Source organism: Blastomonas sp. CCH9-A1 (assembly GCF_001557175.1).
In the GTDB taxonomy this organism is placed as follows: Bacteria; Pseudomonadota; Alphaproteobacteria; order Sphingomonadales; family Sphingomonadaceae; genus Blastomonas; species Blastomonas delafieldii_A.
Map to the genome: position 1 here is coordinate 21,116 of NZ_LSHM01000032.1, position 21,764 is coordinate 42,879.

At 65.4% G+C, this 21,764-nt stretch carries 18 protein-coding genes; all 18 read right to left on the reverse strand.

From position 1 onward, the window contains the following. Positions 1-11: 11 nt before the first annotated feature. Positions 12-1,424, reverse strand: coding sequence for a UDP-N-acetylmuramate--L-alanine ligase (gene murC, locus AX725_RS09840; protein WP_060978565.1), 1,413 nt, complete (start codon positions 1,422-1,424; stop codon positions 12-14). Beyond that, positions 1,421-2,611, reverse strand: coding sequence for an undecaprenyldiphospho-muramoylpentapeptide beta-N-acetylglucosaminyltransferase (murG, locus tag AX725_RS09845; RefSeq protein ID WP_060978564.1), 1,191 nt, complete (start codon positions 2,609-2,611; stop codon positions 1,421-1,423). The genes murC and murG overlap by 4 nt, the downstream gene beginning before the upstream one ends. Beyond that, positions 2,611-3,840, reverse strand: coding sequence for an FtsW/RodA/SpoVE family cell cycle protein (locus tag AX725_RS09850; RefSeq protein ID WP_208597939.1), 1,230 nt, complete (start codon positions 3,838-3,840; stop codon positions 2,611-2,613). The genes murG and AX725_RS09850 overlap by 1 nt, the downstream gene beginning before the upstream one ends. Then, positions 3,837-5,165: a UDP-N-acetylmuramoyl-L-alanine--D-glutamate ligase gene (murD, locus tag AX725_RS09855; protein WP_060978563.1), complete on the reverse strand. Its 1,329-nt coding sequence runs from the start codon at positions 5,163-5,165 to the stop codon at positions 3,837-3,839. Before murD ends, AX725_RS09850 begins: the two co-directional genes overlap by 4 nt. Further along, positions 5,162-6,232, reverse strand: coding sequence for a phospho-N-acetylmuramoyl-pentapeptide-transferase (gene mraY / locus AX725_RS09860; RefSeq protein WP_060978562.1), 1,071 nt, complete (start codon positions 6,230-6,232; stop codon positions 5,162-5,164). Before mraY ends, murD begins: the two co-directional genes overlap by 4 nt. Continuing rightward, complete coding sequence (locus tag AX725_RS09865; RefSeq protein ID WP_060978585.1) at positions 6,232-7,650, reverse strand: UDP-N-acetylmuramoyl-tripeptide--D-alanyl-D-alanine ligase; 1,419 nt, start codon at positions 7,648-7,650, stop codon at positions 6,232-6,234. Before AX725_RS09865 ends, mraY begins: the two co-directional genes overlap by 1 nt. Next, positions 7,647-9,074: a UDP-N-acetylmuramoyl-L-alanyl-D-glutamate--2,6-diaminopimelate ligase gene (locus tag AX725_RS09870; RefSeq protein WP_060978561.1), complete on the reverse strand. Its 1,428-nt coding sequence runs from the start codon at positions 9,072-9,074 to the stop codon at positions 7,647-7,649. The genes AX725_RS09865 and AX725_RS09870 overlap by 4 nt, the downstream gene beginning before the upstream one ends. Before the next feature lie 97 nt (positions 9,075-9,171). Then, entirely contained in the window at positions 9,172-10,881 is a 1,710-nt protein-coding gene (locus tag AX725_RS09875; protein ID WP_060978560.1) for a peptidoglycan D,D-transpeptidase FtsI family protein, read from the reverse strand. Further along, positions 10,878-11,474, reverse strand: coding sequence for a hypothetical protein (locus AX725_RS09880; protein ID WP_060978559.1), 597 nt, complete (start codon positions 11,472-11,474; stop codon positions 10,878-10,880). Before AX725_RS09880 ends, AX725_RS09875 begins: the two co-directional genes overlap by 4 nt. Continuing rightward, on the reverse strand, positions 11,471-12,439 hold the full coding sequence (rsmH, locus tag AX725_RS09885; RefSeq protein WP_060978584.1) for a 16S rRNA (cytosine(1402)-N(4))-methyltransferase RsmH: 969 nt from the start codon (positions 12,437-12,439) through the stop codon (positions 11,471-11,473). Before rsmH ends, AX725_RS09880 begins: the two co-directional genes overlap by 4 nt. A gap of 20 nt (positions 12,440-12,459) precedes the next feature. Next, positions 12,460-12,921, reverse strand: coding sequence for a division/cell wall cluster transcriptional repressor MraZ (locus AX725_RS09890; protein ID WP_060978558.1), 462 nt, complete (start codon positions 12,919-12,921; stop codon positions 12,460-12,462). Between the two features lie 333 nt (positions 12,922-13,254). Next, a complete protein-coding gene (locus AX725_RS09895; protein ID WP_167348209.1) occupies positions 13,255-13,896 on the reverse strand; it encodes a Gldg family protein in 642 nt (213 codons plus the stop codon). A 134-nt stretch (positions 13,897-14,030) separates the two neighbouring features. Continuing rightward, positions 14,031-14,345 (reverse strand): hypothetical protein, encoded by a 315-nt coding sequence (locus tag AX725_RS09900; protein WP_066209114.1) that lies wholly within the window; start codon positions 14,343-14,345, stop codon positions 14,031-14,033. 56 nt (positions 14,346-14,401) lie between these two features. Further along, positions 14,402-15,391, reverse strand: coding sequence for a cysteine synthase A (locus tag AX725_RS09905; protein WP_060978555.1), 990 nt, complete (start codon positions 15,389-15,391; stop codon positions 14,402-14,404). Between the two features lie 70 nt (positions 15,392-15,461). Continuing rightward, positions 15,462-16,310 carry a phosphodiesterase gene (locus AX725_RS09910; protein WP_060978554.1) on the reverse strand — a complete coding sequence of 283 codons (849 nt, stop codon included), beginning with the start codon at positions 16,308-16,310 and terminating at the stop codon, positions 15,462-15,464. A gap of 44 nt (positions 16,311-16,354) precedes the next feature. Continuing rightward, positions 16,355-18,226, reverse strand: coding sequence for a cytochrome c3 family protein (locus AX725_RS09915; RefSeq protein WP_060978553.1), 1,872 nt, complete (start codon positions 18,224-18,226; stop codon positions 16,355-16,357). A 46-nt stretch (positions 18,227-18,272) separates the two neighbouring features. Beyond that, positions 18,273-19,184, reverse strand: a complete 912-nt coding sequence (locus AX725_RS09920; RefSeq protein ID WP_060978552.1) for a hypothetical protein — start codon at positions 19,182-19,184, stop codon at positions 18,273-18,275. Positions 19,185-19,186: 2 nt separating this feature from the next. Then, positions 19,187-21,742: a cyclic nucleotide-binding domain-containing protein gene (locus AX725_RS09925; RefSeq protein ID WP_060978551.1), complete on the reverse strand. Its 2,556-nt coding sequence runs from the start codon at positions 21,740-21,742 to the stop codon at positions 19,187-19,189. Positions 21,743-21,764 lie beyond the last annotated feature (22 nt).

Consider the following 21,764-nt stretch of genomic DNA (forward strand, 5'->3'; position numbering starts at 1 on the left):
CGCGGTTGAAATCACGCAGGCACTCTCCGCGAACCAATCGCCGCAGCCAGGCCCGCCGCCCATTTCGTGATATCGCCTGCGCCCAGGCAGATGACCATGTCGCCGTCCTGCGCCTCGGCCGCCAGCAGATCGGCCAGCTCGTCCGGCCCGGTGATCGTACGCGCCTGGCGATGGCCGCGCTGCTTGAGGCCGCTCGCCAGCGTTTCGGCGCTCACGCCCTCGACCGGCTCCTCGCCCGCCGCATAGACCGGCGCGACATAGACGATATCAGCATCGTTGAACGCCTGCTGGAACTCGTCCATCAGATCGCCCAGACGCGAATATCGGTGCGGCTGGACCACCGCGATGATGCGGTTCTTGACCCCCTCGCGCGCCGCCGCCAGCACCGCGCGGATTTCCACCGGGTGATGGCCGTAATCGTCGATGATCGTCACACCATCGACTTCGCCCACCTTGGTGAAGCGGCGCTTGACCCCGCCGAACTTGGCAAAGCCGGTGACGATATCGGCGTCCGCCATGCCCATCTGCAGCCCGACCGCGATCGCGGCGATGGCGTTCTGCACATTGTGGCGGCCCGGCATGGGGAGTTCGATGCCCGTGATCTGGCGGGTGGAGCCGTCGCGCTCGCGCACGGTCACGTCGAAGCGGTTGCCGCCGGGGATCGAGACGACATTGTCGCCGCGCACATCGGCCTGGGCGGAAAAACCATAGGTCACCACGCGCCGGTCCTTGACACGCGGCAGGATCGCCTGGACCTCGGGATGGTCGAGGCACAGGATCGCCGCGCCATAGAAGGGCACGTTCTGGACGAACTCGACAAAGGCGTCCTTGACCCGGTCGAAGCTGCCATAATGGTCGAGATGCTCGGGATCGATATTGGTGACGACCGCGATCGTGCCGTCGAGCCTCAGGAAGCTGCCGTCGCTCTCGTCGGCCTCGACCACCATCCATTCGCTGTCGCCGAGGCGCGCGTTCGATCCGTAATTGTTGATGATGCCGCCGTTGATCACGGTGGGGTCGATGCCGCCTGCGTCGAGCATCGCCGCGATCATCGAGGTGGTCGTGGTCTTGCCGTGCGTGCCGGCGACCGCGACGGTGGACTTGAGCCGCATCAGCTCGGCCAGCATCTCGGCGCGGCGGACGACAGGGACGCGGTTCTCGAGCGCCAGATCGACTTCGGGATTGCCGCGCTTGATCGCGGTCGAGGTTACGACCACCGCAGCGTCGCCCAGATTTTCCGCCTTGTGCCCGATCATCACCTTGATGCCGCGCTTGCGCAGGCCCTCGACGACATAGCTTTCGGCAATGTCCGACCCTTGCACCTTGTAACCCAGATTGTGCATCACCTCGGCAATGCCCGACATGCCGATGCCGCCGATGCCGATGAAATGGATGGTACCGATGTCGATTCCGACGCCCTTCATGCTTCCTGTCCTTCAGCTTCGCGGGCCAGGGCCTCGCCGCCCAGGGCCTGGCCCTTGGCGGCGGGAGCCACGCGAATAATGTCTGCGAGCGGCGCGGCGCCGAAGCTCTCGACGAGATCGGCGAGATCGCGCACCGCATTAGGGTAACCGCATTTGTGCGCGGCAAGCGCCGCATTCTCGAGCGCCTGCGGGTCGAGCGCCATCTTCTGGATCTGCTTGGCGAGTTCCTTGGGCGTGAAAGCCTCCTGCCGGATCGAGCGCGCGCCGCCGGCCTTGACCATCTCGCGCGCATTGGCGGTCTGGTGGTCGTCGGTGGCAATCGGCAGCGGCACCAGGATCGCCGGGCGGCCAGCAACCGTCAGCTCGGCGATCGTCGATGCGCCCGCACGGCCGATGAACAGGTGCGACCAGCCGAGCTTTTCGGGCAGGTCGTTCATATAGGTGGCGAGTTCCGCCGGAATGCCATGCTCGGCATATTTGGCGCGGACGCCCTCGATATCCTCCTCGCGGCACTGCTGGACCACCTGGAGGCGGCGGCGCAGATTGACCGGCAGCATCGCCAGGCCATCGGGCACGACTTCGGACAGCACCCGCGCGCCCTGGCTCCCCCCGGTGACGAGCACGCGGAACACGCCATCCTCCAACAGCGGCGGGTAATTCTCGCCGCGCAAGCCGAGCACCGCGTCGCGCACCGGATTGCCGACCAGATGAACGCGATCCTTGAGCCTGGGGTTCAGCCGGTCGACCTGCTTGTACGCAGTGGCAATCGCGTTGACCCGGCCTGCCATGAAGCGGTTGACCCGCCCCAGCACCGCATTCTGCTCGTGGATGATCGTCGGGATGCGCGCCTTCTGCGCCGCGAGCAGCGTCGGCAGCGCGGGGTAGCCGCCGAAACCGATGACCGCGCTCGGCTGGAAATTCTCGAACAGGTTGAGCGCCATGGAGCGGCCCGCCCAGATGCCCCTCATGCCGCGGAGCCAGCCGATCGGCCCGCCCGCGATGCGTCCGGGCGGCAGAATGTGCACCTGATCGCCCTCGAAAATTCCGGGGATCTTCGCGCCGCGCTCGTCGGTCACCAGCGCGATATGATGCCCGCGCTGCTGCAATTCGCGCGCAAGCGCATAGGCCGGAATCAAATGTCCGCCGGTGCCGCCTGCGGCGAGCACATAATGGCGTGAGATGGTCATCAGTTCTTCCAGTCCGGTCCGAGCAGGCTGCGGTCTTCGAACGGGTTACGCCGGGTGAGCGACAGCAGCAAGCCCGCGCCGATGCCGAGCGCGATCATCGAAGAGCCGCCATAGCTGATGAACGGCAGCGTCATGCCCTTGGAGGGGAACAATTGCAGGTTCACCGCGATGTTGATGAACGCCTGCCCGCCGAGCTGCGCGGTAAGGCCCGTCACCGCGAGGATGGTGAACAGGTCGCGCTCGTCGAGCAGCCGCATGCAGATGCGCACGATGATCGCAAAATAGACCAGAGCGATGGCGGCGCAGGCGAGCAGGCCGAACTCCTCGCCGATGACCGAGAAGATATAATCGGTATGCGCCTCGGGCAGGTTGAACTTGTGCACGCCCAGGCCCGGTCCGGTGCCGATCAGCCCACCGCCGGTCAGCGTCTTGTGCGCGAACATCACATGGTCATACTCGCCCGCGCCGAACAGCCAGCCGTTGATGCGCTGCGTCGCCACCGGATAGAAGAAATAGGCGAGCGTCATGCCCACCGCGCCCGCACCGACACCAAGGCCGACCACCTGCATCGGCAGGCCAGCCAGCAGCATCAGCGTGAACCAGATGCCGATGAACATGATCGTCTGGCCAAGGTCCGGCTGGCGCATCAGCAGCACCGCGATACACGCGGTGATCGCCATCGACAGCTTGAGCACTGGCAGGCTCGGGTCCTTGACGCGCAGCGAGATGATCCAGCCCATGGTCACCGCATAGGCGGGTTTCAGGAATTCGGACGGCTGGATGCCGATGCCATAGCCGATCCAGCGCTTCGACCCGTTCACGGCATTGCCGAAGATCGGCACCAGGGCGAGCAGCACGAAGAATACGCACGCCATGATGATCGCCAGGCGGCGCGCCTCGCGCTTGGGCAGCATCGAGACCACGAACATGAAGCCCAGGCTGACGATCACCCAACCAAGCTGGCGGTAGAAGAAGTAGAGCGGGCTCAGCGTCTCGGTCGCGGTCGAAAGGCGGCGCGCGGTCGCGGGCGATGCCGCCTGCACCGCGATCAGGCCGATGGCGATCAGCATCATGATCATTGCCAGCAGCACGCGGTCCAGTTCCCAGAACCAGATCGCCAGCTGCGACCGGTCGCTGCGGCCCAGCCTGCGCCCGAGATTGCGCGGCAGCTTGTACGCGCGCTTGCCCGAAAGACCGGTTGCGGGGGCGGTGGCAGCAAGATCACTCATCGCTCGGCATCCTCCTCGTGGTTCGCATCTTCGGCAATCAGCGCATCGACGATCTTGCGGAAGCAGTCGCCGCGCGCCTCGAAATCGCGGAACTGGTCGAACGAGGCACAGGCCGGCGACAGCAGCACCACCTCGCCCGGCTTCGCATTGGCCATCGCGCTGCGCACCGCGTTCGCCATCAGCTCGGCACGGGTCACCGGCATGACCTTTTCGAGCTGGTCCGCGAACACCGGCCCGGCCTCGCCGATGGTATAGGCGTGAACGACATGATCGAAATGCGGCGCGCATTCGTCGAGGCTGTCGCCCTTGGGGAGGCCGCCGACGATCCAGTGGATGCGCGGATAGGCCCCCAGCGCAGGCGCGGTCGAGGCCGGATTAGTCGCCTTGCTGTCGTTGACATAGAGCACGCCGCGATGCTCGGCGGTGCGCTCCATGCGGTGCGGCAGGCTGGAATAGGTGGCGAGCGCCGCGCGGCTGCGCGCCTTGTCGAGCCCCAGCGCATCGACAGCTGCCAGCGCGACCGCGACATTCTGCGCGTTGTGCGGGCCCTGCAATGCGGGCCAGGCGCGCTGGTCTTCGGCCAAGATATCGGCTGCGTGAACCTCGATCGGGTCGGTCAGCGTCGCAGCGATGCCGCGGGTCGGCTCGTCATCGGTGGCGATCACCGCGACATGCTCAGGATCATGCTGCATCGCAAACAGCCGCGCCTTGGCGGCGCAGTAACCGGCAAAGCCCTCATAGCGGTCAAGATGATCGGGCGTGATGTTGAGCAGCACCGCGACATTGCAATCGAGGCTGTAGGTCAGGTCGATCTGATAGCTCGACAGTTCCAGCACATAGATCCCGCCTTCGGGAAGCGGCGGCTGCGACAAGATGGGCAGGCCGATATTGCCGCCCATGATCGTCGGCACGCCCGCCTCGCGGATGATGTGGTGGATCAGCGCAGTGGTGGTCGACTTGCCGTTGGTGCCGGTAATGCCCACCACGCGGTGCGGCGGCAGGCTCGCCCGGGCGAGCGCGAACAATTCGATATCGCCGATGATCGGAACGCCCGCAGCGCGCGCGCGATCGGCCACCGGATGGCGGTTGAGCGGCACGCCGGGGGAAACGATAAGGCCATCGAACCCTTGGAGGTCGATCTCCATCGGATCGCCGATCCGCACCTCGGGGTGGTGCGACACCGCCGTCTCGCGCGCTTCGTCGCGATTGTCCCATACGGTGCACTCGGCACCCGATGCCATCAGCGCATCGAGCGTCGCCAGGCCCGAGCGCGCCAGGCCCAGGATGCAATAGCGTTTCGCGGCAAAGGCGGGCGACGTGATCACCGGATCTTCAGCGTCGCAAGACCGGCCAGCGCGAGCACCAGCGAGATGATCCAGAAGCGCACGACAACGGTCGATTCCGCCCATCCCAATTGCTCGAAATGGTGGTGGATCGGCGCCATGCGGAACACGCGCTTGCCGGTGCGCTTGAAGAAGAACACCTGGATGATCACCGACATCGCCTCGACCACGAACAAGCCGCCGACGATACCGAGAACGATTTCATGGTGCGCCGCGACCGCGATCGCGCCGAGCGCGCCGCCCAGCGCCAGCGAGCCGGTATCGCCCATGAACACGGCGGCAGGAGGCGCGTTGAACCACAGAAAGGCAAGGCACGCGCCGATGATGCAGCCGCAATAGATGGCCAGGTCACCCGCGCCCGGCACGTGCGGAATGCCCAGATATGCTGCAAACTTGGCGTTGCCGACCATGTAGACGATCAGCAGGAACGCGAGGCTCGCGATCACCACCGGGAAGGTGGCAAGGCCGTCGAGCCCGTCGGTCAGGTTCACCGCATTGCCGAAAGCCACGATGGTGAACGCGGCGAACGGGATGTAGAACAGCCCCAGGTCGAACGGCGGATAGTTGATGAAGGGCACATAGAGCAAGGTTCCGGTCTGACCCAGGATGACCCAGCTCGCCACGCCGGCGATCAGGAACTCGCCCAGCAACCGCACCTTGCCCGACACGCCCTTGTGGCTCGCCTTGCGCACCTTGTCGAAATCGTCGAGGAACCCGATCAGCCCGAAGCCCAGCGTCACGCACAGGCACGCCCAGACGAAAACGTTGGTCAGGTCCATCCACAGCAGCACCGAAATGGTGAGCGAAATCAGGATCATCAGCCCGCCCATGGTCGGGGTGCCGCGCTTGGCGAGGTGCGTCTGCGGGCCGTCGAGGCGGATCGGCTGACCCTTGCCCTGGCGCATGCGCAGCATCAGGATGAAGCGCGGGCCGATGATCAGGCCGATGAACAGCGCGGTGACGATCGCCGCGCCCGAGCGGAAGCTCAGATAGCGGATGAGGTTGAGCGGCCCTTCAAATTCCAGATATTGCGCCAGCAGATACAGCATCAAACCCCCTCCCGCGACACGGCGGATGCGGCCGGCGATGCTGCCAGCGCGCGCACCAGTGCGGACAATCCCACGGAATTGGACCCCTTGACGAGCAGGGCATCGCCATCGCCCAAAATGGCCGTCAGCGCGTTCAGCGCCGCATCGGCGGCGGGCACATGCGCGATTGTGCCCCGCCACTCAAGCGAATTGGCGAGTACATCGGCCAAGGGTGCCATTTCGTCGCCGACCAGAATGACATGATCGACCTTGGCCGCGAGGATCGGCGCGGCGAGCCCTGCATGATAGCTGTCCGAGGTCTCGCCGAGCTCCTTCATCGCACCGAGTACGGCGATGCGGCGGCTGGCCTGTTCCTGTCCGAGCAGTGCCAGCGTCGCCGCCATCGAGGCTGGGTTGGCGTTATAGGCCTCATCGATCAGCAGCGCACTGCCGCCATCGGGCGTCGCAACCTGCACACGCTCGCCGCGACCCGACATGCCAGGCAGATCGGCGAGCGCGAGGCCAGCCACCGCCAGATCGCCGCCTGCCGCGTCGACCGCGGTCATTACCGCGAGCGCGTTCATCACCCAGTGCTCGCCCGGCGCGGAGACGCGGAAGCACAGCCGCGCCTCGCCGATCTCGGCAGTGACCAGCGATCCGCCTTCGGGCGCGCGGATCGCATCGATCAGCCGGGTTTCGCTGTCCGGCTGGCTGCCGAAGCGGCGGATGACATGGGCGCATGCCTGCGCAGCGGCATAGAGGCGCGGATAATGGCGGTTGTTGTGCGGCACGATCGCGGTACCGCCGGGCTCAAGACCCTGGAAGATCTCGGCCTTGGCATCGGCAATACCTTCCTCGCCATTGCTGAAATTGCCGATATGGGCAGGCGCGATCGTCGTGATCATCGCGATATGCGGGCGGACGATGCGGGTCAGTTCGGCCAGCTCGCCCGCATGGTTCATGCCCATCTCGAACACGCCGAACCGGGCGTCGCGCGGCATGCGTGCCAGGCTCAAGGGCACGCCGACATGGTTGTTGTAGCTCTTGACCGAGCGATGCACTGCGCCCGGGGCCATCCGGTCGAGCGCGTGGAACAGCGCCTCCTTGGTGCTGGTCTTGCCCGCCGATCCGGTCACGCCGATGACCGTCGCGCCGGTCCGCGCGCGCGCGGCATGCCCTAGCGCGGTGAGCGCGGCGGCGCTATCCGCCACCAGCACATGCGGGTGATCGACCGGCTGCTCGCAGATCACGCCCGCCGCGCCTGCCGCCATCGCGCGGTCGATGAACAGATGCCCGTCGGTCGCCTCGCCGCGCATCGCGATGAACAGGTCGCCCGGCTGGATTTCGCGGGAATCGAACGCGACGCCGGTCACCTCGAACTCCGCCGAGGCGGTGCCGCCAGTTGCCTTCGCGAGCTCGGAGGACGTCCAGAGGCTCACGCGGCGCACTCCCGCGCAACCTGGACGTCGTCGAACGGCAGCACACGGTCTCCGACGATCTGACCTTGCTCATGGCCTTTCCCGGCGAGCAGCACGATATCGTCCTTGCCCGCCATGGCGATGGCAGCGGCAATCGCCTCGCGCCGTCCGCCGATCTCGGTCGCACCGGGCGCCGCGGCCATGATCGCGGCGCGGATGCTGGCGGGGTCCTCGGAGCGCGGATTGTCGTCGGTGACGATGACGACATCGGACAGCTCGGCCGCCACCTTGCCCATTTCGGGGCGCTTGCCGGCATCGCGGTCGCCGCCCGCACCGAACAATGTGATCAGCCTGCCCGAGACATGCGGGCGCAGTGCGGCAATCGCGGCGACCAGACCATCGGGGGTGTGGGCATAATCGACATAGACCGGCGCGCCTTCGCGGGTGATGACCGCGCGCTCGAGCCGTCCGCGAACCGGCTGCAGCCGCGCCATATGGTCGAACACCTGCGCCGGCGTGCCACCCGATGCGATGACGATGCCGGCGGACACCAACGCATTGGCCGCCTGATAGGCGCCGATCAGCGGCAGGTTGACCTTCACCTGCTTCCCATCATGCTCGAGCACCAGTTGCTGGCCGAGCTGGGTCGGGGTGCGGCTTACGAGCGTGATCGCCTCGCCGCCCTCGCCCACCGTCATCAGCTTGAGCCCGCGCGCGTTGACGCGATCGATCACGCGTGCCGACCATTCGTCATCGGCCCAGACGACGAAATGGCCGTCCTCGGACACGACCTCGTCGATCAACCGCATCTTGGCCTCGAAATAGGCCTCCATCGTGCCGTGATAATCGAGATGATCGCGGCTGAGATTGGTGAAGGCGCCCACCTGGACCGGCAGTCCTTCGGTGCGGAACTGCGACAGGCCGTGGCTCGAGGCCTCGAAGATCGCATGGGTCACGCCCTCGCGCGCCAGGCCGGACATGTTGCCGAGGAACGTCACGATATCGGGCGTAGTGAGCCCGGTGGACGCCTGATCGACCGAGGTGGTGACGCCGAGCGTCCCGATCGAGGCAGCGTTGTGCCCGGCCATGCGCCAGAGCTGCCGGGTCATCTCGGCGGTCGAGGTCTTGCCGTTGGTGCCGGTGACGGCAGCGACATGCGCGGGCACGGGAGTGAAGAAGCGCGCGGCGATCTGGGCAAAGGCGCGGCGGGGATTGGCGTCGGCGATGTGCACCGCGCCCTCGACCTTCGCACTGGGCGCAGCGACAATGGCGATGGCGCCGGCAGCAACGGCATCGGCGATGAAATCCTCGCCGTTGAAACGGGCACCGGCAAAGGCACCGAAGACGGTGCCGGGTGCGACCTTGCGGTGATCGATGGCAAATCCGGTGACAGTCCGCGCCGCATCGTCGCCGGAAAGACCCGAAGCCAGTTCACCCAATTTCATTGCACGTCCCTTTTGCCGACCCTGAAAATCCCCGCCTCCTCTATGTTTCGCCGCTTCAGATGCAACCCCCTGCATCGCGGCGCCTGTGTATAATTGCCTATACCGGATCGTCCGATTTCTTGCCCGGCGCCTTCCACAGCAGCGGCATCAGTTCGGACACATCGACATCGCGCCTGTCGTCAGGGATGACGCCCAGCATCGGGCCGATCCGCGGAACCAGCTTGGCCACCACCGGCGCGGCGGTCCAGCCTGCGGTGCGCTGGAAGGACGACGCCTGGTTGCCCGAGGGCTCGTCGATCATCACGATGACGACATAGCGCGGCTTGTCCATCGGGAAGGCGGCAGCGAAGGTCGCGACCACCGAGCTGCGCTTGTAGCCGCCTGCGCCCGGCTTTTCGGCAGAGCCGGTCTTGCCGCCGACGCGGAAGCCCGGGGCCTCGGCCTTGCGACCCGTGCCATCGCGCACGATCATGCGCAGCAGCTGGTTCATCCGCGCGCTGGTCGAGGCCTTGAACACGCGCTCGCCCCGCGGCACGTCGGCGGGATTGAGCTTCATCAGCGTCGCAGGACGGTACAGCCCGCCATTGACCATCGCCGCATAAGCCGAGGCGAGATGCAGCGGCGTCACCGCGATGCCATGGCCGTAGCTGACGGTCATGTTGGTCAACCGTCCCCATTGCGACGGCCAGAGCGGCTTGGCGCGCTCGCGCAGGTTGATATCGGCCTGGCGATCGAAATGCAGCTTGCGCATCACTGCCTGCAGCCGTTCCGGACCCAGCTCGTCGGCAATCTGGGCGGTGACGATGTTGGAGCTGTGCACCAGCGTTTCGGGCACGTTGAGCCAGCGGCCCGACGAGTGGGAATCGCGGATCTGGAAACCTGCGACCCTGAGCGGCCGGCTGGCGTCATATCGGCGCGCCATGCTGGTCACCGTGCCCGCATCGATCGCGGCCGCGACGGTCAGCGGCTTGAAGGTCGAACCCAGCTCGAAGAAGCGATAAGTGACCTGGTTGGCTTCGAACGCCACGCTATTGGCGTTGAACTGGTTGGGGTTGAAACTGGGCAGCGAGGTCATCGCCATCACTTCGCCGGTCTCGACATCGAGCACGATCCCGGCTGCGGCCTTGGCATCATAGGCCTTCATGCCCTTGCCGAGTTCGTCCTCCAGCGCCGCCTGGACGCGGATGTCGATCGACAATGCCGAGGGCGTGAGCCGCTTCTTCGGATCGAGCAGCTCCTGGTCCATCGCGCGCTCCATGCCCGAGACACCATGGCCATCGGGATGGACATAGCCGAGGACATGCGCCGCGAGTTGCAGCTGCGGATAGAAGCGCTCCTTCTCGCGTGGGAACTCGATGCCGACCTCGCCCAGCGCGTGGACGCGATTGACCTCTTCCGGAATCGCGCGGTGGCGCAGATAGGTGGGCTTGGTGCGGCTGAGCAGCTTGAGGAAGCGCTGCTCGGATGTGTCGGGGAAGATTTCCGCCAGCTTGGCGGCGAGCACCTTGCGGTTGCCGATCAGCTTCGACGGCACCACGCGGATGGCATAGCCATCGATCGTGCGCGCCAGCGGCACCCCATTGCGATCAACGATATCGCCCCGCCCCGGATCGACCAGCGCGCCGCGCGTCGCGGCCTGGGCCTGTTCGCCGAACACGCCGATAAACGTCAACCGCAGGAGGATCGCGCCGACGCCGAGGCCAAACAACGCGAGCACCGCGACCAGGCGGACCTGCGCGGTGAGCGTGAGATGCTGGCGCTTGCTGGCCAGACGAACCCTGTGACTTCCGGATGCAAGCGCGGTCATTGACCCCCCGTCTTCTTCAGTTCGGCATCGGCCTGTTTGTTGATCCGGTCGAGCAGCCGGTCATCGAGCAGACGACGGCCCGAGCCCTTTTCCTCGCCCGCCTTTGCGGCCTTGGGTGCGGTCGCCGATGTCGCAGCGCGCGCCGGGCTGATGATGGCGACGCTCGCCGAGACCGAGAGCGGCTCGGGCGTCTTGACCGTGTTGGCAGCAAGCTCGGCGGGCTTGATCGGCGTAGGTTCGGCCTGCGGCTTGATCGTCATCGCGGCGACCCGCACCGGCTCGTCGAGCGGCTTGTCGATCTCGCCCAGATTGGCCAGTTCGCGCTCGCCATCGAGATACTGAGCGGCGCTGGGCGCCTCATAGCCATATTCGAGGTCGTTCCACATCGCGAGCTGGGCAAGGCTCGCGCGGGTGGCGAATTCGGTTTCCAGATAGCGTATCTCGGCGCGGGTGCGCAGGATGTCGCGCTCGGTGCGCGTGAGGTCGCTGCGCAGCGTCGCGACGCTGAGCGAGAGCGGATAGAGCGCGATCGCGACGATGAAGATCAGCGCGATCCAGCCGATGGTCTTGAGGCGCTTGACTGCCAGGATCATGCCGCCTGCCTTTCCGCATCGTCATGCGCGCCCCAGGCCGGGGCATCGCTACGGACTGCAACCCGCAAGGTGGCCGAACGCGCGCGGGGGTTACGCGCGCATTCGGCCTCGCCCGCCCGGGTCGGTCTGGCGGGTTTCTCGAAACTGGGGGTCCGGCGCTGGCCGGGATTGTCGGGCAGGTGACGCGATCCTGCGCCCTCGCCGCCGCTGCGCGCCTTGAGGAAGCGCTTGACGATGCGGTCTTCCAGGCTGTGGAAGCTGACAACGGCAAGCCGCCCGCCCGGTGCGAGCATCGCCTCGGCCGCGACCAGGCCCTCGCGCAGCTCGTCCAGCTCGCCATTCACATGGATGCGGATCGCCTGGAAGGTGCGCGTCGCCGGATCCTTCGGCGCGCCGGGGCGATAGCCCAGAGCCTTGCGCACCACCGTCGCCAGCTCGAGCGTCCTCTGCAACGGACGGGCGGCGACGATGGCGCGGGCGATGCGGCGCGATTGACGCTCCTCGCCATAGAGATACAGGATATCGGCGATATCGCCTTCGTCGGCGGTGTTGACGAAATCGGCAGCACTGAGGCCGTCCTGGCCCATGCGCATGTCGAGCGGACCGTCCGACTGGAACGAGAAGCCGCGCTCGGCCTGGTCGAGCTGCATCGACGAGACGCCGATATCGAAGACGATGCCATCGACCTGGGTCACGCCTGCCGCGCGCAGCATCTGCGCCAGCTGCGAGAAGCGCCCGGCGTGGAAGGTGAAGCGGCCTTCGCTCTGCCCGGCCAAAGCAGCTCCGGTGGCCACCGCGTCGGGATCGCGGTCAAAGCCATGGACCTGGGCACCGGCGGCCAGCATCGCGCGGCTGTATCCGCCTGCACCGAAGGTCGCGTCGACATGCACTTCACCCGGCAGGATCGCCAGGCCTTCGAGCACCTCTGCGAGCAGCACCGGAATGTGCGGCGCGTCGTGCGTCATCGCGGGAGAATCAGCGGCCATCAGCGCTTGCCTCCCAGTTCTTCCATCAGGAAACGCGCGTTGAATTGCTGCGAGGCGAGACGCGGGTCGTCGAGCGACATCAGATGCTCGTAGCCCCAGACGCTGAAATCGGTGCCGTTGCCGCTGAAGAACACGTGCTTCTCGATCCGCGCCATCGCCACCAGCATCTTGGGCAGGATAAGACGGCCGCTGCCGTCGAAGCTGATCGTCGAGGTGGAATTGAACCTGGGGCCACCGAAGAGTTCGGTGCGGAATTCCTCGCCGGTCTCGTTGGCGATTTCCTCGCGGCGGCGCATCTGTTCGAGCAAGGCGTTCAGCCGCTCGGTGCCATAGCCTTGGAGACACTGGCCCTGCGCGTTGAACGAGAAGACGACTGCGCTTTCGCCGTTCGAGTTTGCGATGATGGGATTGCGGAAGGCAGCCGGGATGGCCATCCGCCCCTTGGGGTCGATGGTGGTCAATGCAGAACCCAAAAAGGCACTGATTTCCGCCACTTGGTCGACTCACCCCTTTTTCCGCGCCCTTGCGTATCCCTGACATGCCGGGGGTGTTCGCCTGACCCTTGCCTGACCTGCAAACAGCCCTTGCCCGTCGCTCCGCAGGCAAAGTCCTCAGGCCCCCACGCCGCGCTAGCGCCGCAGGTCGGAAAGGAATCACAGATGGTTGAACCCCGATTAAGGAGGTTCATAACAAGGGATAGTTGGGGATGGAAGGGGTTTTTTGGGTCTAGAACGGTAACATTGGGGTCAATGTTCCATATTCGGGGTGAACCGAAAATATTCGGGCAGTTGGCATCATCCGCTGTCCTCCTGCATCAGTTCGAGCAGCAGATCGCGAATGAACGTGCGGTTGGCGGCCCCGGAAACGGCGCGGTTTGCGAGGATTTGAGGATCGAGCAGATCGGCATCGGCAACGATCACCGCACGCCCCTTGCCTATGCTGCAGCGGACCACCGAAGCGTGGAAAGCCGGGTGGCATGATCCGTCCCCAGATTTCCCCAGCAGAACCCCGAATTGCCCGGGATGGACCAGTAACACGCCCGATTCACCCAGCCGGACCGATTCGATTCCCGGATTTTGCAGCTCCAATCCCCAATGGCGGAGCAAGGGCGAGATCAGCGACGTGCGCTGCGGACCGCGCGGATCGGCCAGCCCGACCCCGTGCGGCCAATCGAGCTGCGGATCGGCAAACAGCAGCAGCCGGCCGCCAGCGCGCACATAGTCATCGAGCGCCACCAATTCGTCGGGGCCGAGCGCGCGCGGTTGCACCAATATGGCCAGCCGCACATCCTTGAGCGCAGCGGCATCCAGGGCATCGGGTACGACCAGATCATGCGCCGCGGCGAGCGCCGCATGCAGCGGGTGCGGATCGGCCTTGCCCGCGATCACGTCCGCCATGTCGACCCCCGCGCCATAGACCAGCGGCAGGCTGCTCATCAGCGCGATCTTCTGTCGCGGCAGGCTGGGGACGATCGGGGATGGTTCAGCGCGCTGGGCCGGCTGTTCGGAAGAGGCAGGGACGCAGGCGGTGACCGCAAGGCTTGCCGCCGCGAGCGCGTGCCCTGCGCGCATCACTGCTGGGGCTGGCTGGGCGAACCCGATTGCGGCGCGTTCTGCAGCTCGCCGACCACCGGCGTCTGCCCGCCCGCGCTATGCTGTATGCCTTCTGCCGGAAGATCGGGGACGACGCCCAGATCGACCAGCGGTTCGCTGGCGGCGGGCGGCTGCACGACGGGCGGAGCGGTGGTCGCAGCGACACCGGGCTCGGCGACACTGGCGCTCTCCGCCGGAGCCTCGGTGGCCGCGCGTTGCAGCAGCATATCGGCGAGCGCGACCATCACCAGCACGGCAAAGATGCCGCCGATGCCGATCTGCAATCGGTGCATCAGGGGATTGCCCCCCGGCGTGCGGGCTTTGTCAGCGGCCATCGCGCCAGTATAGGTCAATCGGCCAGCCAGGGGAAGACGGGCAATCCCTTGGCACGCAGCCATTCGGGATTGTACAGCGTGGACAGATAGCGGAACCCGGTATCGCACAGGATGGTGACCACGCGCGACCCCGGGCCGAGTGTCCGCCCCAGCTCGACCGCACCTGCGACATTGATGCCCGAGGAAAGGCCCAGGCACAGCCCCTCTTCCTTGAGCAGCCGCTGAACCCAGTAGATCCCGACCTCGTCCGAGATGCGGAACTGCGTGTCGATCGGCGCATCTTCCAGATTGCCGGTGATCCGCCCCTGGCCGATGCCTTCGGCAACCGACGAGCCTTCGGCCTTGAGTTCGCCATTGGCATAATAATTGAACAGGGCCGCACCGTGCGGATCGGTGAGCGCAATCGTGACATTGGGGTCGTGCGCCTTGAGGCCCATGCCGACGCCCGCGATGGTGCCGCCAGTGCCTGCCGCGCAGGTAAAGCCATCGATCCGGCCGTCCATCTGCGCCCAGATTTCCTCGGCCGTGCCCTCGATATGCGCGCGACGGTTGGCGATATTGTCGAATTGCTGTGCCCAGACCGCGCCGGGCGTCTCTTCGGCCAGGCGGCGCGAGGTGTGCACGAAATGGCCCGGATTGGCATAGGGCGCTGCCGGGACGAGCACCAGCTCCGCCCCCAGCGCGCGCAGCGTGTCCATCTTTTCCTTGGACTGGGTCTCGGGCATCACGATGATCGTCTTGTAGCCCTTGGCATTGGCGACCAGCGCGATGCCGATGCCGGTATTGCCCGCCGTGCCCTCGACGATCGTGCCGCCGGGCTGCAGCGTTCCGCGCTCCTCGGCATCGCGCACGATATAGAGCGCCGCACGATCCTTCACCGACGCGCCGGGATTGGCGTATTCGCACTTGCCGAAGATGTCGCACCCGGCGGCCTCGCTGGGGCCGTGCAGGCGCACGAGCGGGGTGTTGCCAATCAGGTCGAGCGTGGTCGGTGCAATGGTCATCGCCGCTAGATAGCCACCGGGTCCGCAGGCGGCAAGGTGCCGTGACCCTCCGCCCCCGCCCGGGCCGCGATCAGGCGGGCCGCTCGGCCAGAAGGCTGCGCACCAGGGGCTGCATCTTCTCGTCGAAGCGCGCCAGCATCACGTGCTCGTCGGCGGTCTCGTAATGCGTGATCAGCTCGCGCCCGTTCCACCAGTGCAGCGCGAAGGCAGGCGGATCGGCGATGATCATGTTGCGGCCATCGGGCCGGTCGGGATCGATCGGTGCAAGCTCCAGCGCCACCTGCGGCGCGCTCGACGGACAGATCGCGACGGGAAAGCCGTTCCACTGGCTGACGATCGCGCGGTGGACATGGCCGCAGACCATGCCGATGACATTGGGGCGGTTCGCCAGGCATCCGCGCAACCGCTCGACCCAGGGCTCTTCGGGGTGCGTGTTCATCCATTCGATGCCGACCTCGATCGGCGGATGATGCTGGACGATCAGCGTGGGGCGATCGGTCTGTTCGGCGAGCCGCGCGCGTAGCCATTCGGCGCGGATCTCGCAGAACGCGCCGCCATGCCGCCCCTCTTCGAGCGTATCGAGCACCAGCAGCCGGATGGGTCCCGCGTCGACCTCGTACTGCACGAAGCCGTCGACCATTGGCACGTGGGGAAATTGCGAGGCAAAGGTGTCGCGCTGGTCGTGATTGCCCATGCACATGTGCACCGGGAACGGGCAGACCGAAAACGCATTCTTGAGCCGGCGATAGCTGTCCTCGTCACCACGATCGATCAGATCACCGGTGGCGAGCAGAAGATCGGGCACCGGGTCCAGATCGCGCAACATGGCGATCACCTGATCGAGCCGCTTGCGATTGAATTCGGCGGGATTATCCGGATCGAAGCCCAGATGAATATCGGTGATCTGAGCTATCAGCATTGTGCGACCCGGTCCCCTGTCTTTTGTGCGCTCAGGCGCGGCAGCTATCGTCGCAGCCGCGCCGCTGCCCCTCCCGGATGCGCCATGGAGGCCGTAATCTCTGGCCGCTTTTTCTTCTTGTCTTGCTCGCGAAGCAGCCATGGCGCCCCCTTATCGGCATGGTAATCGTGACACATTGCGCAGGTGGATTCGACCGGTTTCTTCACCTTGATCAGCGAAGCGCCAGTCTCGCCGACATGACAGGTCCGGCAGTCCTTGATTCCGGGCAGTAACAGGTCGGATGCATCGCTCGACTTTTCGGCGAGATGGCAGCTGGTGCACTCTTCCTTGTCATGCGCGTCGTGCGTGAACCAGCCCTTCTGCATGTAGCGACTGGTCTGCGCGACCGGAGCAATACGGAAATCGAGCCCGCCCGATCCCGAAGGGGGCACCACGACATGACAGTCATAACAGGCACCGCCGCGGCTGAAGACCTGACGGATCGCCTGATCGGCCCGGCCGCCGCGGAAATTGACCGCGCGCGCATAATCCGCCGCCGTCCGCCGCGAGTTCACGACGCCGGGGCGCTGGCGTGCCAGGCTGCCCAGGTTGATCGGGCGTGCAGGCGGGGTCGAGCGGTAGAAGGCGCGCAGATCCGCCTTGACCTGCTCGGGCTGGCCATGGCGCAGCGTGCGATAGGTGTCGCCGATCTTGTCGAAGGCCAAGCTGTGGCACATCGCACAGCTCTTCTCCATGTCAACCTCGACAAAGCCGACATTGTTCTTGTCCGGCTCGTGGCAATCCTTGCACTCGAGCGCGTCGCCAAAGCCGTATTTGGCGCTGAGCCGCCGTCCCATCTGCGCGACGCCGTTGGTCTTGCTCAGATGCATGTCGTGCGGGAACTTGAGGCCGTTATTTTCCTTGGGCTTCCTGTCGAGCGAGATGCGCTTGCGCGGCGCCTTGGCATCGTCGCCGACCAGCGGACGCACCAGCACCGCCGCCTGGAACTGCGGATGGGCCTTACCGAAATCGGCGGCATTTCCGAGTTTGGTGTCGGTCAAGCGCGTGTTCATCCCGTCGTGACATTCAGCGCAGAATCGCTGCTGTGTCGGTTCCATAGCACCCGCACCCTCATGCTCGGTGTGACATTCGACACAACGTCCCGCAGGTTTGTTGAAACTGGCTGCAACGAATCGGGTGAAAGCGGCAAATCCGGTGGGGTCGCCACGTGCATCGAGCTGACGCGCCATCGGGGCGTGAGGTCCTGCATCCTTCTGGTGGCAGGTCATGCAGGCATTGTCGCGGACGGACACGAACGCATCGACATGGCACGACTGGCAATCGTTCTTGAGGGTCTTGTGCGCCAGGCTGAGCTTGCCCGAAGACCACATCGTGTCGGCATGAAAACCGGCGGGCCGCGAGATTTTCTCCTTGTAGGCCAGGTCCTTGTAGCTCGACCAGGTATAGACCGGCCAGGCCAGGCACGCGATGAGGACCAGCAGCGCAAAGCCCCAGGCGCTCATCCGCTTGCCGGGCAGCAGACCTTTCAGCGAATAGATCGCGGCCTCGTCCTTGTCCTCGGCGCTGTCCGATACCGCTTCGACGCGGCGAACGGTCAGCGTGATCGCATCGCCTTCGGTGCCCAGCGCGATGATATGGCCGCCAAAACGCAGTTCGGCACCGCGCGCCACATCAATTGAGGTCGATTCGACGCTGCGCCCGTCGACATCGAAAGGTTGCGCCGATTCGGCGGTGACGATTAGCTCGCCGCCGCGTCGCACCATGCGCGCGTGGACTGGGTTCACCGCGAGGTCGGGCAAGTGCACGCCGTTGCTGGCGTTGCGGCCGATGAGGATCTCCTCGCCCGCGACCTCGGTCTGGCGGACGATCTCGCTGCCATCTGCCTTCAAGGCCACCTGGCGGACGATAAACATCATTCAACTGCCCCCAACACTTGCCGACACCCCGCCCCGGGACTTTGGATCACCAGTAGAAAAACACGCTGAAAATGTGCGCCGACAGCGCGGCGAGCAGCGCGAACGTCATCGGTACATGGACATAGAGCCAGACCTGCAGCAGCGCCTTGATCTGAAGATGCTTGCGCAGCCGCGCCAGCGTCGATTCCTTGCGCTGCAAGAGCCCGTCGACCTTGTCGAGCGGGTCGTCGCCCATGCGCGGCTGATAGGCGCGCATCCGGCGCAGCTCGGCAATGGCAGCACGGGTCTCGCAGCCCGAATAGCTGTTGGTGATGCGCTGGATGAAATTGCCGGCAAACGGGTCCTGCTCGAGCGAAGCCTGGACCAGCGCGGCCTGCGAAGGATCAAGCGGCTGGCCGGCATCGTGCAGCTGCCGGTCGAGCGAACGCAGCTGCTCGATCATCATCTTTTCGGTCACCGCACCATCGGTATCGGCGCGGTTGCTCGACAGATTGTCGGGCAAGGTCGCGTAGAAATAGATGCCGACAATGCCGGAGACGATGACGATCATCATCAGCGACCAGGCCAGCGTGTGCACGTTCCAGCCGAGCTGGAAGCCGGTGTGCAGCGTGCCGATGACGATCAGGCTGAGCCCGAGATAGACATGCGCGCTGGTCCAGGCCTTGAGCGACCAGCCCCCCGGCGTGATCGCGCGCTTGCGCAAGCCCAGGCAGGTCAGCCACAGGATCAGCGCTGCGCCGATGGTGCCGAGCGTATAGCCATACCACGAACCGCCATTGTGCCGCGGCTGCACGTCGATGAGAAAATAGCTGACGAGGCACGTGATGCTGAGCACCGTCGCGATTTTCATCCAGCGGAAATTCTTGTGGCGAAGAAAGCCGTCATGCATCGAATTGCGCTGACGTCCGGTGGTCTTCTTGCGCACCACGGGTGCGGCGGTTTGCGCCTGGCTGGCCATGGTCAAGCCTCCTCCTGCTCGAGCCGCGCGACGGTCAGGAACTCGTCCGGCGCAACGCGGATCGCCGCGCCCGTCGGGCAGGCGCGCACGCAGCTGGGGCCACCCTCGATCCCGGCGCACATGTCGCACTTGATCGCCTTTTTGGGCTTTTCGACGCTGTGGTCGCTATTGGCATAGGACCATTTCTTGCTCGGCTCGCCAGGGCCGGGGCCGAAGCCGAAGAACAGCCAGGAGAGCAGGCTCGGCTTCTTGGGCGGCACCTTGTCCATGCGGATCACGCCATAGGGGCAGTTGCGCTGGCAGTTGCCGCAGCCGATGCACGTGTCGTTGATATAGACCTCGCCATCGGGGCCGCGATTGATCGCATTGGGCGGGCAATCGGCCATGCAGTGCGGATGCTCGCAATGGCGGCAGCTGGTCGGCACGTGCAGATGCGCATAGGTGCGCCCCGCCTCGCGATCGAGCCGCGACAGGCCGTCATGGCTGTCCGCACAGGCCTTTTCGCAATTGTCGCAGCCCACGCACAGCGTCTCGTCGATCAGCAGCACGTCGGTCGCCTCGCCGATGCCGTTTTCGACGAGGAAGTTGGCCACGCCCGAATACATGTCGACCACGCCCGAGAAGCTGTCCTTCTTCGCCTCGATAAAGGCGTTGATGTCCTGACGACTGGCCATGTCGCGCTTGGCGCGCTTCAAGAGTTCGGGATTGGCCTCCAGCACCTTCTTGAAGGCATCGCCATCGATCTGGATGACTTCCGACTTGATCGCCGCCTTGACCGTCGCGGTACGCCTGCCGCCCGCGATCAAGGCCATTTCGCCGACATAGGACCCGGCGGGCAGGTAGGAGAGGAACACGGGCTTGCCGCCGATCTCCTTCTCGACGATCATCGATCCCACGCGGATCACATAGATCTCGTTGCCCTCATCGCCTTCCTTGAGGATCGCCTCGCCCGGCCGCACCTGGCGGATCTTGCTGGTATCGACGACTTCGCGGATATCCTCGGGCTTCAGGCCGGAGCCGAACATCTGCAGCAAAAGGCGCTCGGTCGAGATGCGCTCGATCGCCTTTTTCGCGGTCGGCACCTGGCTCTGCAGCTTGAGCGCGGCGTTGCGCGAGATTTCGACGCAGATCGTGTCCTCGGCAGCGACCACGGTCGCGCCGCGACGGCGCCCCGAGATCAGGCCGACCTCGCCGAAGATCGAACCCTTGCCGATCGGTACGGTCTTCGACGGGTCATTGGGGTCGATCTGCACCGCGACCGATCCTTCGGCGATCGCGAACAGCGACGATCCGGGCGCGGCGCGCTCGAAGATCACATCGCCGCGGCGATAGAATTTGGCATCCGAATCGAGCATGAACTCGCGCATCTGCAGCGGGTTCATGCCGTTGAGGATCGTCACGTTCGCGCGCAGCAGGTCGAGCCATTCGGCCACCGACTTGCGGCCCGGCAGGTCCTTGAACTTGCCCTCGAGGATCGGCTCGTCCGCCGGCTTCAGTTCGGTATTGCCGTTGATGAACTCGATGACGTCATAGCCCTGGTTCATGCAGTGCTTGATCAGCGGATAGCCCGCGAGCGCGCCGATCACGAAGATGCTGGGCGCGGTCGATTCGAACACCGGCGACAATTGCGGGAAGGCCAGGCGATCGGCGCTGGTAAAGGCGATGCCGCATTCCTCGATGAACGCGCGCGGCGGCGCCGAACCGATACGCGCGATGATGCGGTCGCAGCGCACCCGCTCCTCGCCATCGCGGGTGCTGAAGGTGATCCAGCCGGGTTCGATGCTGGCGGTATCGGTCTCGAAGCGGATCTGCAGCTTGCCCGCATTGCGATCGGCGAGCAGCGCCAGCGCGTTCGCCTCCTTGGCGGTGGGGAAGGTTTCCTTCGGGCTCGGCGCTTCGGGTCCGCGGTTGACGATGGTGACGACGTTGCCCTGCGCCGAATCCTCGGCCAGGCCGCGTGCATTCTCGATCCCCGCATCGCCCGCGCCGATGACGACGATATGCTCATCGACATATTCGGTGGGGTCATCCAGCTGGTACTGCACATGCGGCAGATCGCCGCCGGGACAGCGCATGCGGTTGGGATTGCCCTGGGTACCGATGGCGAGCACGACATTCTCGGCGATGATCTTCTCGCCATTGGTCAGCTCGATCTCGTAGGGCGGGGCGTAGCGCTGGATTTCCTTTTTCGTCACCGATCCGTCGCGCGCGCGCTGTTCGATCACATGGACGCTGCCCTCGATCGCGGGGCCTGTGCCCTTGATCGCCTTCACCTCGGCGTTGAACTTCACGTTGACGTTCAGTTCCTTGGTGCGCGCATTCCACTTTTCCAGGATCGCCTCGCGCTTGCCCGCCTCGAACTCATGGTCGGAGCGCAGGACCAGCTGCGATGGCGTCGCCATCACGTGCTTGCCCTTCTGGTATTTGTAGATCGTGTCCGAAAGATGGTCGGTCTTTTCGAGCAGGACATGGCTCATGCCGAGGCTCGCGGCACGCGCGGCTGCGCTTTTGCCTGCCGGGCCCGACCCGATGATAGCAACGCGGTAGATCTCGCTCACTGGTTCGCGTCCCCCAATTGCG

What these genes read in the sequence shown, in the direction of transcription:
- murC (WP_060978565.1), bottom strand. Translation starts at nt 1,424, where the DNA reads ATGAAGGGCGTCGGAATCGACATCGGTACCATCCATTTCATCGGCATC.
- murG (WP_060978564.1), bottom strand. Translation starts at nt 2,611, where the DNA reads ATGACCATCTCACGCCATTATGTGCTCGCCGCAGGCGGCACCGGCGGA.
- AX725_RS09850 (WP_208597939.1), bottom strand. Translation starts at nt 3,840, where the DNA reads ATGAGTGATCTTGCTGCCACCGCCCCCGCAACCGGTCTTTCGGGCAAG.
- mraY (WP_060978562.1), bottom strand. Translation starts at nt 6,232, where the DNA reads ATGCTGTATCTGCTGGCGCAATATCTGGAATTTGAAGGGCCGCTCAAC.
- AX725_RS09870 (WP_060978561.1), bottom strand. Translation starts at nt 9,074, where the DNA reads ATGAAATTGGGTGAACTGGCTTCGGGTCTTTCCGGCGACGATGCGGCG.
- AX725_RS09875 (WP_060978560.1), bottom strand. Translation starts at nt 10,881, where the DNA reads ATGACCGCGCTTGCATCCGGAAGTCACAGGGTTCGTCTGGCCAGCAAG.
- AX725_RS09880 (WP_060978559.1), bottom strand. Translation starts at nt 11,474, where the DNA reads ATGATCCTGGCAGTCAAGCGCCTCAAGACCATCGGCTGGATCGCGCTG.
- rsmH (WP_060978584.1), bottom strand. Translation starts at nt 12,439, where the DNA reads ATGACGCACGACGCGCCGCACATTCCGGTGCTGCTCGCAGAGGTGCTC.
- AX725_RS09895 (WP_167348209.1), bottom strand. Translation starts at nt 13,896, where the DNA reads ATGAGCAGCCTGCCGCTGGTCTATGGCGCGGGGGTCGACATGGCGGAC.
- AX725_RS09900 (WP_066209114.1), bottom strand. Translation starts at nt 14,345, where the DNA reads ATGCACCGATTGCAGATCGGCATCGGCGGCATCTTTGCCGTGCTGGTG.
- AX725_RS09905 (WP_060978555.1), bottom strand. Translation starts at nt 15,391, where the DNA reads ATGACCATTGCACCGACCACGCTCGACCTGATTGGCAACACCCCGCTC.
- AX725_RS09910 (WP_060978554.1), bottom strand. Translation starts at nt 16,310, where the DNA reads ATGCTGATAGCTCAGATCACCGATATTCATCTGGGCTTCGATCCGGAT.
- AX725_RS09915 (WP_060978553.1), bottom strand. Translation starts at nt 18,226, where the DNA reads ATGATGTTTATCGTCCGCCAGGTGGCCTTGAAGGCAGATGGCAGCGAG.
- AX725_RS09920 (WP_060978552.1), bottom strand. Translation starts at nt 19,184, where the DNA reads ATGGCCAGCCAGGCGCAAACCGCCGCACCCGTGGTGCGCAAGAAGACC.